Genomic DNA, 20,319 nt, shown 5'->3' with positions numbered 1-20,319 from the left:
GTCAACCAGTCTGGTAGCATTGACCGGGCCTGACGGGCTAGCAATATGGTCTTGCCCTAATCCACCGGGAGGAAAGTGAATGTCGAGCCTGTTTGACCCTAGAGTGTTCTTTGCTGCGGAGCGTACTCTGCTGGCGTGGAATCGTACCGGCCTGGCATTGATCGCCTTCGGTTTTGTTATCGAACGGGCCGGTATGCTGGTGGCGCTTTTGTTGCCGAACAGTCCCGGCGGTCTGAGTCCAGCCTTCACGCTATGGCTCGGGGTGCTGTTTATCCTGCTCGGATCACTGGTATCGGTGTTATCGACGTTGCAGCACCGGGTGGTGTTGCGCACCCTGAATGCTGAAGAGATTCCGCGGGGCTATCGAACTGACTGGGCCATGCTGGTGAATCTGGTAGTAGCACTGCTCGGCACCCTGTTAGCTGGCTGGCTGCTGCTTACCGCTCTCTAAACTCACTCAGGCAGGGCAATGGATTCTGTATCACAGATGGCGCTTGGTGCCGCCGTATCGGTGGCGGTGGTTGGCCGACGGATGCCGGTGTGGAAGGCTGCTGTGATTGGTGCTGCCTTCGGCACTTTGCCGGATCTCGACGTGGTCATTGATTATGGTGACCCGATTCGCAACATGACTTTTCATCGCGCCGAAAGCCACGCCCTGTTCTGGTTGACCCTGTTTTCGCCGCTGGCTGCCTGGTTCTGTACCAAATGGAGCGGCATGGCCGACAGCTTCCGGATTTGGTGGCTGAACATCTGGCTGATCCTGATCAGCCACACTTTGCTCGATGCCATGACCGTTTATGGTACCCAGCTGCTGTTACCGTTTAGTGATACTCCGCTGGGTGTGGCTAGCATCTTTATCATCGACCCGCTGTACACCGTGCCATTGCTGTGCGGCCTGTTCTGGGCAATCAGGTGGCGTGGCCGGCGCGGTCTGAATGCGAACAGGAATGGCCTGATTATCAGCACCCTCTACCTGTGCTGGACCGTGCTAGCTCAACAGCATGTGACCGCGATGGCCGAGAAGTCCATCGCAGCCAGTGATGTTGAAGTGCGGCAGAAGCTCGTTACACCGACACCGTTCAATACTTTGATATGGCGAGTACTAGTGATTACCCCGGAGGGTTATGGGGAAGGTTTCTACTCGCTGCTGGATGGCGACAGGCCAATACAGTTTGAGTACTTCTCCCGCCGCATATATTGGTTTGAGGCGTTGCAAGGAAGCTGGGAGACCGCCCGAATAGGCTGGTTTAGCAAAGGGTTCTTTGCCATGAGTGAGCATGACGGCGAAGTGCGTATTACTGATCTGCGCATGGGCCAGCAACCGGACTATGTATTTAGTTTTGCCGTGGCCAGGCATGACTCAACAGGCGTGCAGCCAATGGCGCCCGTTTCCCGTCCTTCGCGGGTGGATATCGGCGAGGGCTTTCGGTGGTTGGGCTTGCGGCTATTTGATGCCAATACACCGCCACTGCATCGCGCGATGATGCCTGCTACCGAACCATTCGACTGAGCCCTGACTCAGGAATTTCAGCAAAAAAAGCCCCGCCGAGGCGGGGCCTTTTTGTCAGCCAAAGTTGATCAGACCTTGTTGACGTTTGCGGCTTGCGGGCCTTTCGGGCCCTGCTGGATGTCGTATGACACCTGCTGCCCTTCTGCCAGAGTCTTGAAGCCGTTGCCCTGAATGGCGCTGAAATGTACGAATACGTCCGCACCGCCCTCGTCCTGGGTGATGAAGCCAAACCCTTTGGATTCGTTAAACCATTTCACAGTACCAGTTGCCATTGTTACTTACCTCGAGTGTTCCGATATCGATATCGATGACGTTTAGTGCTGACAGGACGGGAGGACTGCGCGGGGGGAAACTACCTGAACCACCGCTGCTCAAGCCGCAGCATCTTTGACTCTACGGCAGTTTTTTTTCCTGCGCCACTTTTTTTGCCGGCTCCGTGAAGGTCCCGTCAACCCCGGCAAAGTCAGTGGCAGTCAGCGTATCCCGGCAGCGACCTCGAGCTCATGAATGCCATTCTCCAGATAATCCAGCAGTCGCTGCATGGATGGCAATGTGCGGCGGCAGCCAATCAATCCGAACTCAAGCTGGTCCACATAACTGGTCAGGGTAATATTCAGCGCAATCCGATCCAGCGCGATGGAGACCGGGTACATGCCTTCAAGTTTTGCACCATTCCAGTACAGTGGTTCTTTCGGCCCGGGCACGTTGGAAATAATCACGTTAAATGCTTGCAGCTTTGGCGCCATACCCGTCAGCAGGTTGATGCCCGTCGGAGCCAGCATCAGGGCGGTAAAGTTGAGGATTTCTGCCGGGCTCATTTGCCGATAGCGACACTTTGCCTCTTCCACGGACGCCTTGATGACTCGCAGACGATTGGCCGGGTCAGCGATATGGGTGCCCAGATTGGCGAGAATAGTGGCAATCTGATTTCCTTCGGCGCTGTCATCCTGACGCAGTGATACGGGCACCATGGCAATCAAGGGTTGGTTCGGCAGGGCATTTTGTGAAATCAGATAGTCGCGCAGGGCGCTACCGCAGATTGCCAGTACGATGTCATTAAGTGTGCAGCCAAATGCGTTGCCGATTTTCTTGATCCGAGCCATGGAGTAGGACTGGGCAGCAAAACGGCGGCTGCCGGTAATCCGCTCATTGAGCATGCACTGGGGCGCCTGAAAGATAGATACATAGTCGGGATCGTTCTTGGCCTTCTGGCTTACCTTGTACACCTCCCGAGCCAGCGCCGGAACGGTGGCCACCTGCTTGGATAATCCGGCGGTCAGTTGGGCCAGGCCGCTGACCGCTTCGACCGGATTGCTGGGCATGCCTGGCCGACGCTTGCGCGGCGGCGTAGCCCAGACCGGCGCCAGATCACGAACCTCCGGGTCTGGCGACAGCGCGCGCATACCAAGACGCATGGCCGAGATGCCATCCACCAGCGAGTGATGAATCTTGGTATACATGGCAAACCGGCGACCGCGGATACCCTCGATCAGATGCGCCTCCCATAGCGGCCGCTCGCGATCGAGCAGGTTGGAATGCTCGGCTGATACCAGTGCAAGCAGCTCGCGAATACGACCTGGCTTGGGTAGTGCTTCGTGACGGAAGTGAGCGTCGATATCGAACTGTTTGTCCTCGGTCCACATGGGCTGGCCAAAGCGGCTTGCCAGACGCTGGTTAAATGGCGCCACCGGACAGCAATAATCGCGCATCTGTGCGGCCAGCTCACTGACGTATTTGGGGCCTGCATCCTCCGGGTAGGAGAACAATTGCAGGCCGGCCACATGCATAGGCTGTTGGCGCCGTTCGAGAAAAAGGAATAACTGATCAACCGGGCCAAGAGCCTTCACTACACTTTCTCCTGTTATATCTGTCTTCCGTAGCCAACCGCTGCTGGAGTGGGAAACTTAATGTTTACCGCGCCACTTTTTCATTGATGTGGACATGCCGGTAGCCTTGGCAAGGAAATCCCAAACCGGCATCGGCAGAGTGCCCTTCATCAGGTCAATATGCTTGACGATCATGGGTGCCTGCACCAGAGGCTCCCGTTGGCGCATGCCATCAAGAATGGCACGGACGACCTTTTCTGGCGATAGCATCGGCGATAGCAGCGGTGACTTCACGCCGTCAAACATGCCGGTATCAATATAGCTCGGGCACACCGTGGTGACGCTGACATTGTCTAGTCCGCGCTCTTTCAGCTCCAGTCTGAGGGACTCGGAGAAGCCCAGCACCGCCCACTTGCTCGCCGCGTAGGTGCTGCCATAGGGCAGGCCAACATAGGAGCTGGCACTGGCGATATTGACCAGATGGCCGCGTGGACTCTGGATAAGGTCATCGAAAAAGGCGTGGGTCAGGGCCATCAGGCCGGTGGCATTGATCTGGAAGGTGTTCAGGTGGTCCTTCAGGTCGACCTTCTCGAACTCACCGCCGAACACGACCCCGGCATTGTTGATCAGCACATCTACCGGCCCGTGGGCCTTGTGCAGGCGCTCGCGGAAGGCATTGAAGGTGCCGAGCTTGCTGACATCCAGCACCATGGGGTGTGCTGTACCACCGTGACGGCGGATTCTTTCACAAACCTCGCTGGCGGCTTCTTTACGGCGTGCGGTGACGATCACTTCGGCGCCTTCGTGGGCAAGCTTTTCAGCCATCAGTGCGCCGATGCCAGAGCCGGCGCCAGTGATAAGTATTCTCAGTCCGGAAAAATAGGGCATGCTGGGGCTCAGTATTTGTTTGTGGGAAAAATGGAGCTTAGCCGGAATGGCGCGTGATGGCGACGTCCTGCATGGGCCAATTGGCGTCTGCCCATGCTAGGGGTATTCTGCCAGCAGGGGATACTGCTGAGAACAACAAGAGATCATGATGGAATCAGGGATGAAGTATCGACCCATGTCTGTATACCGCTACTGGCTATTGCTGCTGTGTGGTTGGTCGTTGTTCGCTTCTGCGGCCATAGAGGTAGGTCCATCGCTGGACCGTGAGATATTGGCCCCTCATGTGCTGTATTGGTGCGACAAGACTGGCGACAGCACCCTGGCCGATGCGCAAGTTGCACAGTTCCTCCCTTTGCATAAAGCCCAGATTACTTTTGGCTACCGCAGCGATGCGTGCTGGTTCCGCTTTCAATTGCGTAACAGCTCGGCCATCGTTCAGGAAGCACTGCTGCTTATTGATTACGCACTACTCGACTATCTTGATCTTTACGGACCGGATATGGGTGAGGCGCGCCACTGGGTACTGGGTGATTTGTCACCGGACCGTCAACTGCCGCTCAACTTGCGTAATCCCGCTGTATCTATACGTCTGCTACCGGGCAGTGATAACGAATACTGGATTCGGGTAAAGACCACCAGCTCCATGTCGTTACCTATGACTGTGTCCAGTCACTATGCTTTCCTTGAACACCACGTCAACAATGATTGGCTGGTTGGTGTGTTTTACGGCATCGGCTTTGGCTTGTTTTGTTACCATCTGGTGCTATGGATTTTTGCCCGAGAGCGTATCTATCGATTTTACGTGGTACACGTTGGTGCAAGCCTTGCCTATGTTTCTACGTTGCAAGGCATTAGTCAGAAGTATTGGCCCTTTGCCGAGCGTCAGCCAGACAGCTTTCCTTATGTAATTGGTTATATATCGCTGATTTCGGGCATTCTATTTGCCCGGGATTTTCTGGAAACAGCAAAGTGGACCGGGCTTGATCGACTACTGAAAATCACTGTTGTGGCTTCATCAGCATTGCTCGCGTTACAAATCTTGCTGCCCCCAGGCACCGTTACCCGCTACATGGGGGTGATGGCTCTCTCTGTCGTGCTGATTTTAATTAGCACGGGCATATACAGTTGGTACCAAGGCCGAGGACAGGCGCGCATCTTCGTGCTTGCCTGGGGCACATTTCTGGCCATGATGGCGCTATTGGCGTTTAACGTATACGGGCTGGTAGCGGATCTGCCGATTGTGTTGACTTTGCATGGTTTGCATATCGGTATCGTATTGCAGCAGGTGATGCTGTCGTTCGGCTTGGCCGCACGACTTAACGAGCTCAAGCGCGAGTCGTTAGAGCATGAACAGCAGATTGTTCGCGCCAAAACGGAAAGTGCTGCAAAGGGTGAATTTCTTGCTCGTATGAGCCATGAAATACGCACACCAATGAATGCGGTGCTGGCTTTGACAGAGCTGCTTGCCGACACTGACCTGGATAGTCGCCAGAAAAATTACGTCAGCACCATTAGCAGTGCTGGTGAAAGCCTGCTGGGCATAATTAACGACGTACTTGATTACTCGAAAATTGCCGCCGGAAAGCTTCAACTGGAACGGCGTAGCATGAGCCTGTCGCGGGTACTGCAGGACTGTATGACCATTATGTCCGCCAGCGCAGAGCAGAAGGGCCTGCAAATGAGTAAGGAGTTCGATCCTGAACTGCCGGAAAGTGTTAATGGTGACCCGGTGCGCCTCAAGCAGGTGCTGCTGAATTTGCTTAGCAATGCGATAAAATTTACCCATCAGGGCAGCGTCACACTTGCGGTAAACTGTGAGCTTAAAAGTGAGCGGCAGGTGCGTATCCGCGTTGAGGTTATTGATACGGGCATAGGCATGACGGCGGAGCAGGTAAGCGAGCTGTTCAGCTCTTTCCAGCAGGCCGATAGTTCAACTTCACGACGTTACGGTGGTACCGGGCTTGGACTGGCGATTTCCAAGCAGCTGGTGGAGCTTATGGGGGGAGTGATTGAAGTAAATAGCAAGCCGGGCGCGGGCACGCGGTTCAGCTTTGCTATCTGGTTGCCGTTAAGTGACGTAGCCGCAGACGCACATCAGCAACAGCAGGTTGACCTGAGTGGCTTACGTGTTCTGGTGGTGGAGGACAATACGGTTAACCAGATGGTGGTGGGGGCCATGCTTGCCAAGCTGGAGGTATCGTCTCACATTGTCGGCTCTGGGGAAGAGGCGTTGTCTGCTTTACAGAAAAATCCTGATTGTTGTGATTTGATTTTGATGGATTGCGAAATGCCCGGCATGGATGGTTACCAGACAACGGCACATATCCGGCGCATGAAAAATGGCGCACAGTCATTACCGATTATTGCTATGACTGCCCATGCGCTGGCGGAGCACCGGGAGAAATGTCTGGCGTCAGGGATGGACGATCATCTGGCCAAGCCATTGACCATGGCGCTGATGGGGGAGACGCTCAGCCGCTGGCGGAGCGCCTCCAGAATAAACTGATCAGCCGGACAGGCCGACGTACACATTCTGCACGTCATCGTCGGCATCAATGGCCTCAAGAAATGCCTCCACTTCTGCCAACGCTTCACCTTCCAGTGGCACCGGGTTTTTCGGTAGGTAGCCTAGCTTGGCAGACTGTACGCTGAAGCCAAGATCCGGTAATGCCCGGCTAACAGAGTCGAGATCGGTTGGCTCGGTGTAAAACGTCACCCCTTCGTCACCGACCTCGAGGTCCTGAGCGCCTGCTTCAATAGCCGCTTCATCCGGGTCAACGCCCTCAGTAGTGGCGCTGGCTTCAATAATACCGAGATACTGGAAGTCCCAGGCTACCGAGCCGGAGGTGCCAAGCTGGCCTTTGCGAAACAGTACGCGGATGCTTTGGGCGGTGCGGTTCTTATTATCCGTCAAGCATTCGACGATTACCGGTACTTGATGCGGGGCAAAGCCCTCATAGGTCACCAATTCGTATTGGCTAGCATCATCCAGCAGGCCGGCACCTTTCTTGATAGCGCGCTCCAGCGTGTCGCGGGGCATGGAGGCCTTCTTTGCCTGCTCCACGGCCATTCGCAAGCGGGCGTTCATCTCAGGGTCAGCGCCACTTCGGGCCGCCACCATGATCTCCTTCGCCAGCTTGGTGAACAGTCTGCCTTTGGCTGCGGCGGCCTCGGTTTTGCCTTTGACTTTCCATTGGGCGCCCATCGGTGCCTCCTGAGCTTGAATCGGGTGATAGAGATAATTCCGGCCCGGGAGTATAGCGCGATGGGCTGCCGGCAAGAATATCTGCGCGGTAAGCGGTGGGCACAACGAAAAAGCGGCCCGAAGGCCGCTTTGCATTACTGGTCGAAAAGGAACAGGTCCTTGTCCAGCTGCATGGTCGATTTGGCTGGCTTGAGACAGCCCTCGGCATGCCCCTTGGCTCGTGGCAGCAGGCGTTCGAAGTAGAACTCCGCAGTGGCCAGTTTGCTCTGGTAGAACTCCTTCGGTTCCGCGCCGCCATTATCCAGCTTGTCCTGCGCAGTAGCTGCCTGCAGGGCCCAGAAGTACGCCATCATGGCGTAGCCGGAGTACATCAGGAAATCGTTGCTGGAGGTGCTGACGATGTCGCGATCCTTGGCGGCCATCAGCATGATGCGGGTGGTCAGGTAGTTCCATTGAGCGGCGATCTTCAACAGTTTCCAGGCATAGGGACGCATTGCACTGTTCGACATATTGCTGGTACCAAAGGCCACCAGTTTCTGGGTGAACTCGCGTACGCACTTGCCACGGCTAGACAGCAACACTTTACGGCCGAGAAGATCCAGCGCCTGAATGCCGGTGGTGCCTTCGTACAGTGTGGCGATGCGCGCATCACGGGCAATCTGTTCCATGCCGTGCTCGCGAATATAACCATGACCGCCAAATACCTGCATACCCAGGTTGGATGCTTCCAGACCCATCTCGGTAAGGAAGCCTTTCAGGATTGGTGTCAGGAAGCCGAGCTTGTCATCCCATTGCTCGTACTTCTTCATATCGTTTTCGAGAATGCCACTGATCATGTTGTCGGCGTACTGGGCGGTGTAATACAGCATGGCCCGGCCACCTTCAGCGATGGCTTTCTGGGTCAGCAGCATGCGCCGCACGTCACCATGATGGACGATCGCATCAGCGACGTAGTCCGGATCTTTCTTGCCGGACAGGGCGCGCATGGAACGACGATCCAGGGCGTAAGGGACGGCCCCCTGGAAGGAAAGCTCGGCGTGACATACGCCCTGCATGGCGGTGCCGATACGAGCGGAGTTCATAAAGGTAAACATGGCCTCCAGGCCCTTATTCGGTTCGGCGATCATAAAGCCAGTGGCGCCATCGAAGTTCATCACGCAAGTGGCCGAGGATTTGATCCCCATCTTGTGCTCAATGGAGCCACAGGCAACGCCATTATCCTCGCCGATCTTGCCCGGCAGGAATTTAGGCACGATAAACAGGGAGATACCGCGAGTGCCAGCGGGAGCGTCCGGCAGGCGTGCCAGTACGATATGGACAATGTTTTCGGTCAGATCATGTTCACCGGAAGAAATGAAAATCTTGGTGCCCGTGATCTTGTAGCTACCGTCAGCCTGGGGCTCAGCTTTTGATTTCATCTGGCCCAGATCGGTGCCGCAGTGTGGCTCGGTCAGACACATGGTGCCGCCCCAGCGACCTTCGGTCAGCGGAGTCAGGTATTCCTGCTTTTGCTCTTCGGTACCGTGCATCATGATGGTGTTCATGGCGCCCAGAGACAGGCCCGGATACATGGCGAATGGCCAGTTGGCGGTGCCCATCAGTTCCTGCTTGATCAGGCCCAGCGACATCGGCAGCCCCTGACCACCGTATTCCACCGGATGGGAAAGCCCCTGCCAGCCACCGGCAACGTAATCGTTGTAGGCCTCTTTGAATCCTTTTGGCGTGGTGACCTTGCCATTATCAAACTTACAGCCCTCTTCATCGCCGGACTGATACAGCGGGCCGATGGTGTTTTCGCACAGTTTGGCCATTTCCGTAATGATGGCTTCAACCATGTCCGGGGTGGCTTCGCCACCGTTCGGCAGGGTCTTGTAGTGACTTTCAAAGTCGAATACTTCGTTCATCAGGAAGCGCATATCGCGCAGGGGGGCCTTGTACTGTGGCATAGGTCACCTCAAAAAGTGTGTGTCTGGGCAAACTGGCGAACGCCTGTCTCCCGATGGCGGCGATTTATAACGGAACGGCTGCGGCGAAGCTTTGACCGGAAAAACCGATTGCTCCGGCGCTAGTGGGAATGCCGCTAAGATAAGATGGCCCCATATGTGAACAGGAATTATTCCCATTTGCATTGGTTGGGCGTAGAGTGGCCGCCCCCAATGGCCAATTTCTCCTCTGGCGAGAGCGATATGATTCTGAAACGTTGTTTGATCATGCTGATCATGTTGGCCGGCGCAGGTCCTGCCGCCGCCACGGAAGGCCGTTTATTGCTCCAGCTTGTTGATTACGTCGGTGTGGATTATGCCGGCGCGGTACAGGCAGGCGAGGCCATTAATCCCAGCGAGTATCAGGAGATGCTGGACTTCAGCCATCGCATCGAGGACGAGGTCCGGGCTTTGAAAGCACCGCCAGGTGTGCAGCCGGTGCTGGACCAGCTGGCCGCTGAACTGAGTGAGGGCGTCCGTGATTACGCCGACCCCGCTTTTGTCGCGGATGTCAGTCAGCGTCTCGGGCAGCAGCTGATGACACACCTGCAGCTGGATCTGCTGCCACGCAAGGTGCCATCACTGCAGCAAGGCGCCGCCATCTATCAGCAACAATGCGCCGGCTGCCATGGCGTGCAGGGGCAGGGCGATGGTGTGCTGGCGGCGGGCATATCGCCGGCGCCAACGGATTTCCATGACCCGGAGCGGGCCCGGGTGCGTAGCCTTTATGCGCTCTACAACACCATTACCCTCGGTGTCGCTGGAACTGCCATGCAGGGCTTTGTCGATTTGCCAGATGAAGATCGCTGGGCGCTGGCGTTCTATGTTGGTGGTTTCTATGCCTCCCCGCAGCCACTTGATTGGGCAGCGCAGTCCATTTCCCTGCATCAGGCGGTAACCGAAACACCGGCAGAGCTGGCCGCACATTTAGACAATGGCGAGGCGCTGGCGCTGCATGCTCGCCACCAGCCGGAGGACCTGTTCGCCAGTCGACAGAGCCCATGGGCAGTGGCAAAGCAGGAGTTGCGAAGCAGTGTGCAGAGCTATCAGCAAGGTGACTTTCTGGCTGCGCGCCGCCACGCAATCACCGCATACCTTGAGGGGTTCGAGTTAACCGAGGCATCTCTTGGCAATGTTGCGCCGGACGCGGTGCGTACCATTGAAGGTGAGATGATGGCTTACCGAGCGCTGCTTGATAACAAGCCGGACTCCGCCGAAGTACAAAGCCATGCAGAAAACATTATTGCCCAACTTGAACAAGCCCAGCTGCGAGCCGAGTCGAATTCATTGTCACCGGGGGTGGCATTCCTGAGCGCCTTCATCATTTTACTTCGGGAGGGGCTTGAGGCCATTCTGGTGCTGGCCGCCATGGCGGCCTTTTTGATAAAGACTGGCCAGCGTGAGGGCCTTCGCTGGCTCTACGGTGGGGCGTTGCTGGCAACGGTTGCCGGGGTATCTACCTGGGCCGTGTCCACATGGATGTTCGCTATCAGCGGTGCTACTCGGGAAGTCACCGAAGGGGTTACTGCGCTGGTGGCCGCCGCCATTCTTTTCTACGTCGGCTTCTGGATGCATTCGCGAGCCAACGCCCGTAAGTGGAGTGAGTACATCGCCAGCCAGATGAACACCGCACTCAGCCGCGGCGCGCTTTGGTCATTTGCTCTGGTCTCTTTTCTGGCAGTTTATCGAGAGATATTCGAAACCATCCTGTTCTATCAGGCGCTATGGGTGCAGACCAACGCGGGCGCACAGCATTCCGTGGTCACCGGTGGGTTGATGGCGCTGGCGGTATTGGCCGGGATCACACTGATGATTCAGCGAGTAGGCCTGCGTATCCCGCTAACAAAGTTCTTTATGGTCAGCGCCTGGATGATGATTGCGTTGGCGTTTGTGTTTGTTGGCAAAGGTGTTGCTGCGCTGCAGGAGGCGGGCAGGCTGCCGCTGGATCATGTGGCGATTCCACGGATCGAATGGCTGGGCATCTACCCGAGTATGGAGGGGTTGGGATTACAGCTGCTGGTACTGGTTGTTGCAGTGTGGATGTTTTGGCGCCAACGACAGGCAGCCGGCTGATTAATCCCGTGGCAGGCGAATGCCTACCTGGTCGACTCGCTCCCCGTCCATGCTGCGCACCCGCAGGCGCAGGCCGCCGATGCGCAGAGCGTCACCGACCACAGGCTGGCCGATGCGCCGGCGGAACAGGGCATCCAGAGTGAGTCTGCCGATGCCGTTATCGTCGAATTGAATGCCATAGGCGCTGGCAAGGTCAGCAACATGAACGTCGCCGCGCATGGTGAAGTCGCCGTAGAAGCGTTTGATCGACGGTGTCACGGTCTGGCATAGCGCTGCCAGTGAGGGTTCTTCATCCAGTGGTGCCAGCCAGGCGACGTGATCGCCAGCGTTGACCAGGCTGGCGCTATCCTGCAGCTGCTCCTCGCCGCGCAAAATCAATAAAGGCCGGGCCTCCCCTACGGCCAGTGACGCCAGTGTCTTGCCATCCGCCCGGGCGCCCGGCTCGACCACAAACTGGACCAGATGCAGATGACCGCCGCCCTGCCATGCCGATACCTGTAACGGTTTCGGTAGCAGCGGTAACGACACTCGCAAGGTTCTTGCCAGCAGTCCCATGGTGCTACCTTGCAACAGCAGCGATGCCAGCACCACGATCAGGGTAACGTCGAACAGCAGTCTGGTCTCGCTGATCCCGGCCAGCAGTGGAAACATGGCCAGCACGATGGGCACCGCACCACGCAGGCCGGTCCAGGAGACGAACAGTTTCTCCCGCCAGTCGAAATGGAATGGCAACAGGCACAGCCACACTGCCAATGGCCGGGCGATAAACATCAGGAACAGGGCAATGATGATCGCTTCCTGACCATGCACTCCGAGGGTGGACGGAGTCACCAGCAAACCGAGCAACAGGAACATGCCGGACTGTGCCAGCCAAGCCATCGAGTCCATGGACTGCAGCAGATCATCACCGGCGCCGCCACGACGATTGCCGGCAATCAGTCCGGCCAGATAGACCGCCAGAAAGCCTGATCCGCCCAAGGTATTGGTGACCGCAAACACGCAAGCACCGCCGGCGCATAGCAGCAGTGCATGCAGGCCCTCCTTGCTGCGCACGCGGAGCAGTAGCTCCGCCAGCAGGGTGCCCAGACCGGCGCCAAGCAGGGCGCCAACGCCAAACTGCTGAACCAGTGCCAGCAGGCTTTCCCGGCCTAGCCCGAACGCCGGAGTGGTAATTACCTCGATCAGCAGCACGGTGATAAAAATTGCCATTGGATCGTTCAGGCCGGATTCCACTTCCAGCGTGCTGGCCACCCGCTCGTTCAGGGTGACACCGGTGCCCTTGATAAGATTAAACACCGCCGCCGCATCGGTGGAGCCGATGATGCCGCCAAGCAGCAGGCCGATACGCCAGTCCAGATCCATCAACCAGGTGGCAAAGGCGCCAACCAGTCCGGCGCTCAGTGCCACCCCAAGCGTCGCCAGCGTCAGCGCCGGTTTCAGGCCAACGCGAAAGGTGGATAGTCGGGTGCGTAAGCCACCATCAAGCAGGATGATGGCCAGAGCGATATTTGATACCAGATAGGCGAGCTCAAAATCGTCAAACTGAATGCCGCCGATGCCATCCTCTCCGGCCGCCATGCCGACCAGCAAAAATACCAGCAGCGATGGCACCCCAAAGCGCAGGCTCAGGGAGCCAAGTAACAAGCCCACGAACAGCAGGCTGGCTCCGATCAACAGTGTCAGATTGAGAGCGTCCAAAAGTTGGCTTCCCGGTTAAAGTCGCAGTATACGCGGAAACCTCTGGATAGAGGTCGGGGTGGATAGCCGTGCTAGCCAAAATTGTCAGGTGGGTACGACACGCGCTGATTGTTTGATATCAAAAGGCCATGTTTGGCTGGCCATCCTGAAATGGCTATGATGCCGGCCCTCTTAAATGGATGCCATGGATCGGGAATTACGATGCACTCAGGAACCGGCTTTCTCGCCTTCTGCTTTACCGTTATGTTGAGCCTCGCCTCGGCGGCGCAAGCTGCCACCTATAACGTCACCCTCACAGATGGGCCGGACCAACCGGGCACCGGTGACTACACACTTGCAGGTGCTATCGCAGCGGCCAACCTGGACGATGAGCCGGCTGAAGTGCTTATTCATATTCCCATCAGTGTTTTGTACGCACCGTTAGAGTTGACTAACACTGTCACCATAGCCGCTGCCAGTGCAGACGTAACGGCTGTGGTCTATGCGCTAGAGGGTGTGGAGACCGCCATTGTTGTCGGTGCTGAGGCTAGCGGTAGCAGACTGGAAGATGTTTATCTGGTCTACGACGGGCCTGTCGCCGAGGGTGCGGGCATTGAGTTATGCGACACCGAGCTCACCATTGAGGGCGGCTTGATCCAAGGATTCGGCAAGGCGCTGGACTTGCAATGCGGAGCCGTGGATTTAACCGTCGAGGGCGCCTTGTTTCTTATCAATGAGATAGTTCTCTCGGGCCAGCTTGGCTCCACCGCCATCCTGAATTTCACTAATATCGATGTGCGTGGCGCGTTTGCCGAGCTGCAGGCTGCAGAGTGTGGTGGCCGGCTGGAGCTGGATGGCATCCGGTCCAATTTGTATGGGCAAGTAAATGATATCCCGGCGAATAGTGTGATCACCTTGGCTGGATGTATCGACATGCAAGTCCGTAATGGCGTGTTCCGCATGGCTTCGGCATTCCTGCAGGCCAACCCGCTGCCCTCGGTAGACGACTCTTTGGCGCCCGTGGTGCTGCTTGAGCAGGTAATGGTGTATGACTACGCAGCCGGCGATCAGCCTCTGATTCAATTTGATGGCGACCTGCTTGCGCTTCGCCACAGTACTGTCACGCGCAACGAAAGCAGTGCCGGTAACTGTGCGACGGTGGCTGGCGAAATCCGTTTGTACCATTCGGTGATCGCAGACAACAGTTGCCAATCCATTGCACTCACCGGTAGCGCTGACCTGCAGTACTCGCTTGTCGATATTGAGTGGCTTGGTGGCAGTGTTGGACGTGATGTAACCAGTCTGGCATTACTGGGTGAGGCAGCTCGCCTTGAAGGCCAGCCTCCCGCCCCCGCGCCTGACAGCCCTCTGCGTGATGCGGGCGATCTGGCGCTGGTGCCGGGAGTGGGTGATACACCGCTGACCGACCTGCGCGGCAGCGCTCGCCTGACTGGTAACGCGCTGGATATCGGCGCCATCGAGTTTAACCGGCTGCCAGCGTTTGACGATAAGGCGTTTCTGGCCCATCGGCGGCAGACGCTGCGAGGCCTGGATGATGATGAATTCGTAGCCCTAAACCTTCGCGATTACATTATTGATCCGGACGGACATACGTTCGAAATGGGTTTGGCTTCGGCTTGCGGCTATGCCAAATTTGCTGGTGAGTTGGCCTGCTTCGAGCTCAGGGGTTCCCTTTTCTACAACTCCGATACCGGCCAGATCTTGTCCACCGCAGGCATATTGCGCCGCCGCATTGAGCTGGGTGTCCTGGTGGAGGACGAGCTTGGTTTGTATGGGGGAATATTTGTTGAGATACCCCGGGAAGGAGGTGGTGACGGTGGCGGGAGCGCTGCAGGGTTGCTGACATTACTTCTCTTGCTTGGCCGCCGTCGCCACGCCCTTTAATTTCCCCTCCGGGCGCGTATACTACGCGCCCTTTGCTCAAAATCTGAGCAGAATTAGTGTCGTTGGGCGTCTCTGCCCACTATATATAGTGTCCTTTCAGGTCGAGAGCCGATGGATTTCGCGCAACGTTTCGATGTCATTGTTATTGGTGGTGGCCACGCCGGTACCGAAGCGGCGCTGGCGGCTGCGCGTATGGGTGCGGCCACCTTGTTGTTGACCCACAACATCGAAACCCTCGGCCAGATGAGCTGCAACCCGGCCATCGGCGGCATTGGCAAGAGTCACCTGGTTAAAGAGATTGATGCACTGGGTGGCGTCATGGCCCGCGCCACGGATCGTGCCGGCATCCAGTTTCGCGTGCTAAATGCCCGCAAGGGGCCTGCGGTTCGTGCTACCCGTGCCCAGGCAGACCGCATTCTTTACAAGGCGGCGATTCGTTCCATGCTGGAAGATCAGCCGAACCTGACTATCTTTCAGCAGGCGGTGGACGACCTGATTATGCAGGGCGAGCGCTGCGTCGGCGCTGTCACCAATATGGGCCTGCGTTTCCATGCGCGCGCAGTGGTGCTGACCGCAGGTACTTTTCTTGGCGGTCGCATCCATGTTGGCCTCGACAACCATAGTGGTGGTCGCGCTGGTGATCCGCCGTCTATTGCTCTGGCCTCGCGTCTGCGCGAACTGCCGCTGCGCGTTGAGCGTTTAAAAACAGGCACGCCGCCGCGCATTGATGGCAAGACCGTCGACTTCTCTGTTATGCAACAGCAGTGGGGCGATACACCGATTCCGGTGATGAGTTACGTGGGCAGTGCGCAAGAGCACCCGCAGCAAATCTGTTGCTATATCACCCACACCAACGAGCGTACCCACGAGATCATCCGTTCCGGGTTTGATCGCTCGCCCATGTTTACCGGCGTTATCGAAGGTACCGGGCCGCGCTATTGCCCGAGCATCGAGGACAAAGTCAATCGCTACGCTGACAAGACCAGCCACCAGATTTTTGTCGAACCGGAAGGTCTGACCACCCACGAGCTATATCCGAACGGCATTTCTACCTCACTGCCGTTTGATATCCAGTTGGCCGCCGTGCGTTCCATTCGCGGTTTTGAAAACGCCCATATCACGCGGCCCGGCTACGCTATTGAATACGACTACTTCAATCCGCAGGATCTCAAACACTCGCTGGAAACCAAACATGTGCCGGGTCTGTTTTTCGCCGGCCAGATTAACGGCACCACCGGTTATGAGGAAGCTGCCGCGCAGGGTTTGCTGGCGGGCATTAATGCGGCGCTGTTGGCGAGTGATCGCCAACCCTGGAGTCCTCGCCGGGAAGAGGCCTACATCGGTGTGCTGGTGGATGATTTGATTACGTTGGGCACCCGCGAACCCTACCGCATGTTCACCAGTCGTGCTGAATACCGTTTGCTGCTGCGCGAGGATAACGCCGACCTGCGGCTGACAGAAAAAGGCCGCGAGCTGGGCCTGGTTGATGATCAGCGCTGGGATGTTTTCTGCGCCAAGCGCGAAGGTATGGAGCGCGAACAGACGCGCCTTAAAACCAATTGGATTCAGCCAGGTACTGACAAGGCGGAAAAGGTCAACGCCCTGCTCGACAAACCGATCAGCCACGAATACAGCTTGCTTGATCTGCTGCGTCGCCCAGAGGTGGAATATCTGCCGTTGATGCAGGCCGCCGGGTTTGAAGCGGAAGCTCCGGCAGTGGCGGAGCAGGTGGAAATTCTGGCCAAGTATGCCGGCTACATTGATCGCCAGGCGGATGAAGTGGAAAAACTTCGTGCCAGCGAAAATACTGCATTGCCGGAAGACTTTGATTACGCCGTGGTCAGCGGTCTGTCCAACGAGCTGCGCCAGAAGTTGGAGCAAGTGCGACCGACCACCCTGGGCCAAGCCAGCCGTATTCAGGGCATGACCCCGGCAGCTATTTCTCTACTGCGTATCTATCTGAAAAAAAGCAGCGCCGGGCGTAAGGTTCAGGCATGAATCTGGATACCACTCTTGCCGACGGCATTACCGCCCTCGGTATCGATTTGTCGCCGCTCCAGCAGCAGCAACTACTCGACTACGTGGGCCTGCTGAGTAAGTGGAACAAGGCCTACAATTTGACCGCTGTGCGTGACCCGGTCGATATGGTGGTACGCCATTTGCTAGATTCGCTCAGTGTGCTGCCCCATGTGCAAGCCACTGAAATAATTGATGTTGGTACTGGGGCCGGTATTCCGGGTATTCCTTTGGCCATTGCTTTGCCTTCCTTGAGGGTGACGTTGCTGGACAGCAACGGCAAGAAAACCCGTTTCGCCAGACAGGCGGCCCTGGAGCTGGGCCTGACCAATGTCGAGGTTGTGCAGGCCCGGGCAGAGCAGTACCGTAATGCCTCACCGCAGGTTATTAGCAGGGCCTTTGCCTCGCTGCCAGACATGCTTGATGTGGCCGGCCATCTGCTTGCCCCCGGTGGTCGCATGCTGGCAATGAAAGCTGCGCTCAGCGATGTGGAAATGGCAGGCGTGCAGGCACCCTGGCAAGCGGAACGCATTACTTTGAAAGTGCCGGGGCTGGATGAGCGTCGGCAGCTGATGATTCTTACCAGCGACGTTGCATGACATTGCATAAGGAGACGAGTTCGTGACCACGGTGTTTGCAGTCGCCAATCAGAAAGGGGGTGTGGGTAAAACCACATCCAGCGTCAATCTGGCTGCCTCTTTGGCAGCTACCCGTAAGCGGGTGTTGCTGATTGACAGTGACCCACAGGGTAACGCCACCTCTGGCTCCGGTGTTGACAAGCATGGTGTCGAGCACACTATTTACGACGTCCTGATAGACGAGGTGGAAATCGAGGATGCCATTGTCAAAACTCCAGAAGCCAGTGGTTTTGACCTGATTGCTGCCAACGAAGACCTGACTGCAGCTGAAGTTCAGATGCTCGATATGAAGCTGAAGGAATTTCGCTTGCGTAATGCGTTGGCACGGGTCAAAAACCGTTACGACTACATTCTGATTGATTGTCCGCCGTCGCTAAACATGTTGACGGTGAATGCGCTTACCGCAGCAGACTCGGTGATCGTGCCTCTGCAGTGCGAGTACTACGCCTTGGAAGGTCTGACAGCGCTGATCAATACCATTGAAAAAATTCGTGCCGTTTTGAACCCGAAACTGCACATCGGTGGCATCCTGCGCACCATGTATGACCCGCGCGTTAGTCTGTCCAATGATGTGTCCAATCAGTTGATTCAGCATTTTGGTGACAAGGTTTACCGCACCATTATTCCGCGCAATGTGCGATTGGCGGAGGCGCCCAGTCACGGCGCTCCGGTAATTACTTATGATGCCAAGTCCCGCGGAGCGATCAGCTATCTTGCGCTTGCCGGTGAAATTCTGCGTCGTGAACAAACTTTGACAAAGCAGGAAGTTAAAGCCGAATCGTAGCAGCAGCGGCTTGATGAATTATTGTAGGTGCGGCTTATGGCCGCGAAAAGCGTCCGAGGAATACAAAACATGGCAGTAAAAAAGAAGCGGGGATTGAGCAAGGGACTAGATGCATTGCTAGGTAGTGCGATGCCGCCCCGTGAAGAAGTCAGTCTGCATGATAACGACGGCGAAGTGACCATTCCAGCAAGCGCAAGCCACCCGGCCCGTGATGGTGAGCTGCGCCGCTTGCCGGTGGAGCTGCTGCAGCGAGGCCGCTATCAGCCACGCCGCGACATGTCGCCGGAAGCGCTTGAAGAGCTGGCCGAGTCTATTAAGGCCCAGGGCGTCATGCAGCCTATTGTGGTGCGCCCGATCAGCGACACCCGTTTTGAAATCATCGCCGGTGAGCGTCGCTGGCGTGCCGCCCAGATGGCCGGCCTGCCGACCATCCCGGCGGTCATTCGAGAAGTCACGGACGAAGCTGCCATCGCCATGGCGCTGATTGAAAACATTCAGCGTGAAGACCTGAATCCAATGGAAGAGGCGTTTGCACTGGCGCGACTGAAAGATGAGTTCGAACTAACCCACCAGCAGGTAGCCGATGCGGTTGGTAAGTCCCGCGCTATGGTGACCAACCTGCTGCGCCTGATCTCTCTGGAAGAAGAAGTTAAAAAGTTGCTTGAGCACGGTGATCTGGAAATGGGTCATGCCCGCGCTCTGCTCGCTTTGGCCACAGATAACCAGATTGCTGCGGCACGAACTGTTGTCGCCAAAGGCCTGTCGGTCCGCCAAACGGAAGCGCTGGTGCGCGACTACGAGAAAGAAAAGCCGGTGAAGGAAATCGTCCGGGAAGACCCGAACGTGCGCCAGTTGGTCAGTGATCTGTCCGACCGCCTTGGCGCTCCGGTTCAGCTGCGTCAGGAGAAAGGCGGCAAGGGTAAGCTGGTTATTGCCTACGGAAGCCTTGACGAACTTGACGGCATTCTTGCCCATATCAAATAGAAGCGCAGTATTAAATTCATAACAAAAAGGCCCATACTTCTCGGTCGATTGCCGGTCTGGCTGAGCCGAGAGTCTCAGGAGAATATACCGTGTTGTTTTGCGATAGAGCCTTTGGCGTAAATGGTTTTCTGGGGCGAGCGTCCATGCTCTTCTTTATATGTCTTATTGTGGGGTGTGCGTCTAATCCATACACAGCATTCTATACCCAGATTGCCGATGCCGCTGATATAGATGATGTTTTTGTTCCAGCGCAAGAAGTTGAGCCGAAGGTAATCAAAACTAGCGACATAGACTCCAATCTAAGAACGGCAAGATCAATGCAATATGATCTAATCGGATATTCTTCATTTAATGGCGAATATCAAAAAAACTGGGAAAGAAAGGTTGCTGAGCATGCGAAAAAGATAGGCGCCATTATGGCGCTTGTGCAAATCTCCTATTCTGATACGGGCATTGCTACAGATGATAGCGGAAAGACATATTCTTATCGTCGCTATAACCAAAAGGCGTACTTCTTTGTTAAAACGATTAAGAAGTATAGAGTTGGTGTGCTCTGGAAGGGCCTGTCAGCAGATGACCGTATTCGCTACAAGAGAAATACTGGCGCTCTGATTGACGTTGTGTATCACGGTAGCCCAGCTTTTAAGGCGAATATTGTTGAGAATGATATTGTTATTCAGATAGACCTGAATCCTATTGCATCGGTAGCGGATGCACAAAAGGCCCTTCGTAGTGTTCCTGATGATCAAGCGTCAGTTATTTTCAAAATTGTGAGGGATGGCAAGATTCGGGATATCGAAGTGCATCTTGATTGATCGTAGCGGCGCATGG

Annotated in this window: 16 protein-coding genes; 10 read left to right on the top strand and 6 right to left on the bottom strand. The window is 56.3% G+C overall.

What is annotated here, in order from left to right:
* Positions 1–79: 79 nt before the first annotated feature.
* Both J1C54_RS04890 and J1C54_RS04885 read left to right on the top strand, forming a co-directional pair.
* On the top strand, positions 80–451 hold the full coding sequence (locus tag J1C54_RS04890; protein WP_229145401.1) for a YidH family protein: 372 nt from the start codon (positions 80–82) through the stop codon (positions 449–451).
* Positions 452–469: 18 nt separating this feature from the next.
* On the top strand, positions 470–1,510 hold the full coding sequence (locus J1C54_RS04885) for a metal-dependent hydrolase (protein ID WP_229145398.1): 1,041 nt from the start codon (positions 470–472) through the stop codon (positions 1,508–1,510).
* Positions 1,511–1,578: 68 nt separating this feature from the next.
* Here J1C54_RS04885 and J1C54_RS04880 read toward each other — a convergent pair whose 3' ends face one another.
* From J1C54_RS04880 to J1C54_RS04870, 3 genes are all read right to left on the bottom strand, one after another.
* On the bottom strand, positions 1,579–1,782 hold the full coding sequence (locus J1C54_RS04880; RefSeq protein ID WP_229145393.1) for a cold-shock protein: 204 nt from the start codon (positions 1,780–1,782) through the stop codon (positions 1,579–1,581).
* A gap of 201 nt (positions 1,783–1,983) precedes the next feature.
* Complete coding sequence (locus tag J1C54_RS04875) at positions 1,984–3,357, bottom strand: wax ester/triacylglycerol synthase family O-acyltransferase (protein ID WP_229145385.1); 1,374 nt, start codon at positions 3,355–3,357, stop codon at positions 1,984–1,986.
* 57 nt (positions 3,358–3,414) lie between these two features.
* Entirely contained in the window at positions 3,415–4,224 is an 810-nt protein-coding gene (locus J1C54_RS04870; RefSeq protein ID WP_229145383.1) for an SDR family oxidoreductase, read from the bottom strand.
* 160 nt (positions 4,225–4,384) lie between these two features.
* Between J1C54_RS04870 and J1C54_RS04865 the strand changes: the two genes are divergently transcribed.
* A complete protein-coding gene (locus J1C54_RS04865; protein ID WP_229145375.1) occupies positions 4,385–6,730 on the top strand; it encodes a hybrid sensor histidine kinase/response regulator in 2,346 nt (781 codons plus the stop codon).
* Here J1C54_RS04865 and J1C54_RS04860 read toward each other — a convergent pair whose 3' ends face one another.
* Both J1C54_RS04860 and J1C54_RS04855 read right to left on the bottom strand, forming a co-directional pair.
* Positions 6,731–7,429, bottom strand: coding sequence for a YebC/PmpR family DNA-binding transcriptional regulator (locus tag J1C54_RS04860; protein WP_229145370.1), 699 nt, complete (start codon positions 7,427–7,429; stop codon positions 6,731–6,733).
* Positions 7,430–7,563: 134 nt separating this feature from the next.
* A complete protein-coding gene (locus J1C54_RS04855; protein WP_229145365.1) occupies positions 7,564–9,375 on the bottom strand; it encodes an acyl-CoA dehydrogenase C-terminal domain-containing protein in 1,812 nt (603 codons plus the stop codon).
* Positions 9,376–9,615: 240 nt separating this feature from the next.
* Here J1C54_RS04855 and J1C54_RS04850 point away from each other — a divergent pair, with 240 nt between their 5' ends.
* Complete coding sequence (locus J1C54_RS04850; RefSeq protein WP_229145362.1) at positions 9,616–11,484, top strand: cytochrome c/FTR1 family iron permease; 1,869 nt, start codon at positions 9,616–9,618, stop codon at positions 11,482–11,484.
* On the opposite strand, the gene J1C54_RS04845 is transcribed toward J1C54_RS04850, so the two are convergent.
* Entirely contained in the window at positions 11,485–13,182 is a 1,698-nt protein-coding gene (locus J1C54_RS04845) for a potassium/proton antiporter (RefSeq protein ID WP_229145352.1), read from the bottom strand.
* A 201-nt stretch (positions 13,183–13,383) separates the two neighbouring features.
* On the opposite strand from J1C54_RS04845, the gene J1C54_RS04840 reads away from it, so the two are divergent.
* The 6 genes from J1C54_RS04840 (at position 13,384) to J1C54_RS04815 (ending at position 20,303) form a co-directional block, all read left to right on the top strand.
* Positions 13,384–15,066 (top strand): choice-of-anchor Q domain-containing protein, encoded by a 1,683-nt coding sequence (locus J1C54_RS04840; RefSeq protein ID WP_229145344.1) that lies wholly within the window; start codon positions 13,384–13,386, stop codon positions 15,064–15,066.
* A 111-nt stretch (positions 15,067–15,177) separates the two neighbouring features.
* Positions 15,178–17,064: a tRNA uridine-5-carboxymethylaminomethyl(34) synthesis enzyme MnmG gene (gene mnmG / locus J1C54_RS04835; RefSeq protein ID WP_229145339.1), complete on the top strand. Its 1,887-nt coding sequence runs from the start codon at positions 15,178–15,180 to the stop codon at positions 17,062–17,064.
* A complete protein-coding gene (gene rsmG, locus J1C54_RS04830; RefSeq protein ID WP_229145328.1) occupies positions 17,061–17,681 on the top strand; it encodes a 16S rRNA (guanine(527)-N(7))-methyltransferase RsmG in 621 nt (206 codons plus the stop codon). Before mnmG ends, rsmG begins: the two co-directional genes overlap by 4 nt.
* Positions 17,682–17,703: 22 nt before the next feature.
* On the top strand, positions 17,704–18,504 hold the full coding sequence (locus tag J1C54_RS04825) for a ParA family protein (protein WP_229145314.1): 801 nt from the start codon (positions 17,704–17,706) through the stop codon (positions 18,502–18,504).
* 69 nt (positions 18,505–18,573) lie between these two features.
* Positions 18,574–19,488 (top strand): ParB/RepB/Spo0J family partition protein, encoded by a 915-nt coding sequence (locus J1C54_RS04820; RefSeq protein ID WP_229145308.1) that lies wholly within the window; start codon positions 18,574–18,576, stop codon positions 19,486–19,488.
* Between the two features lie 89 nt (positions 19,489–19,577).
* On the top strand, positions 19,578–20,303 hold the full coding sequence (locus tag J1C54_RS04815; protein WP_229145296.1) for a PDZ domain-containing protein: 726 nt from the start codon (positions 19,578–19,580) through the stop codon (positions 20,301–20,303).
* Positions 20,304–20,319: the final 16 nt, after the last annotated feature.

Origin of the sequence: Alcanivorax sp. 1008 (genome assembly GCF_020667895.1) — a bacterium.
In the GTDB taxonomy this organism is placed as follows: Bacteria; Pseudomonadota; Gammaproteobacteria; order Pseudomonadales; family Alcanivoracaceae; genus PGZG01.
This window is presented reverse-complemented; position numbering and strand designations above follow the sequence as displayed.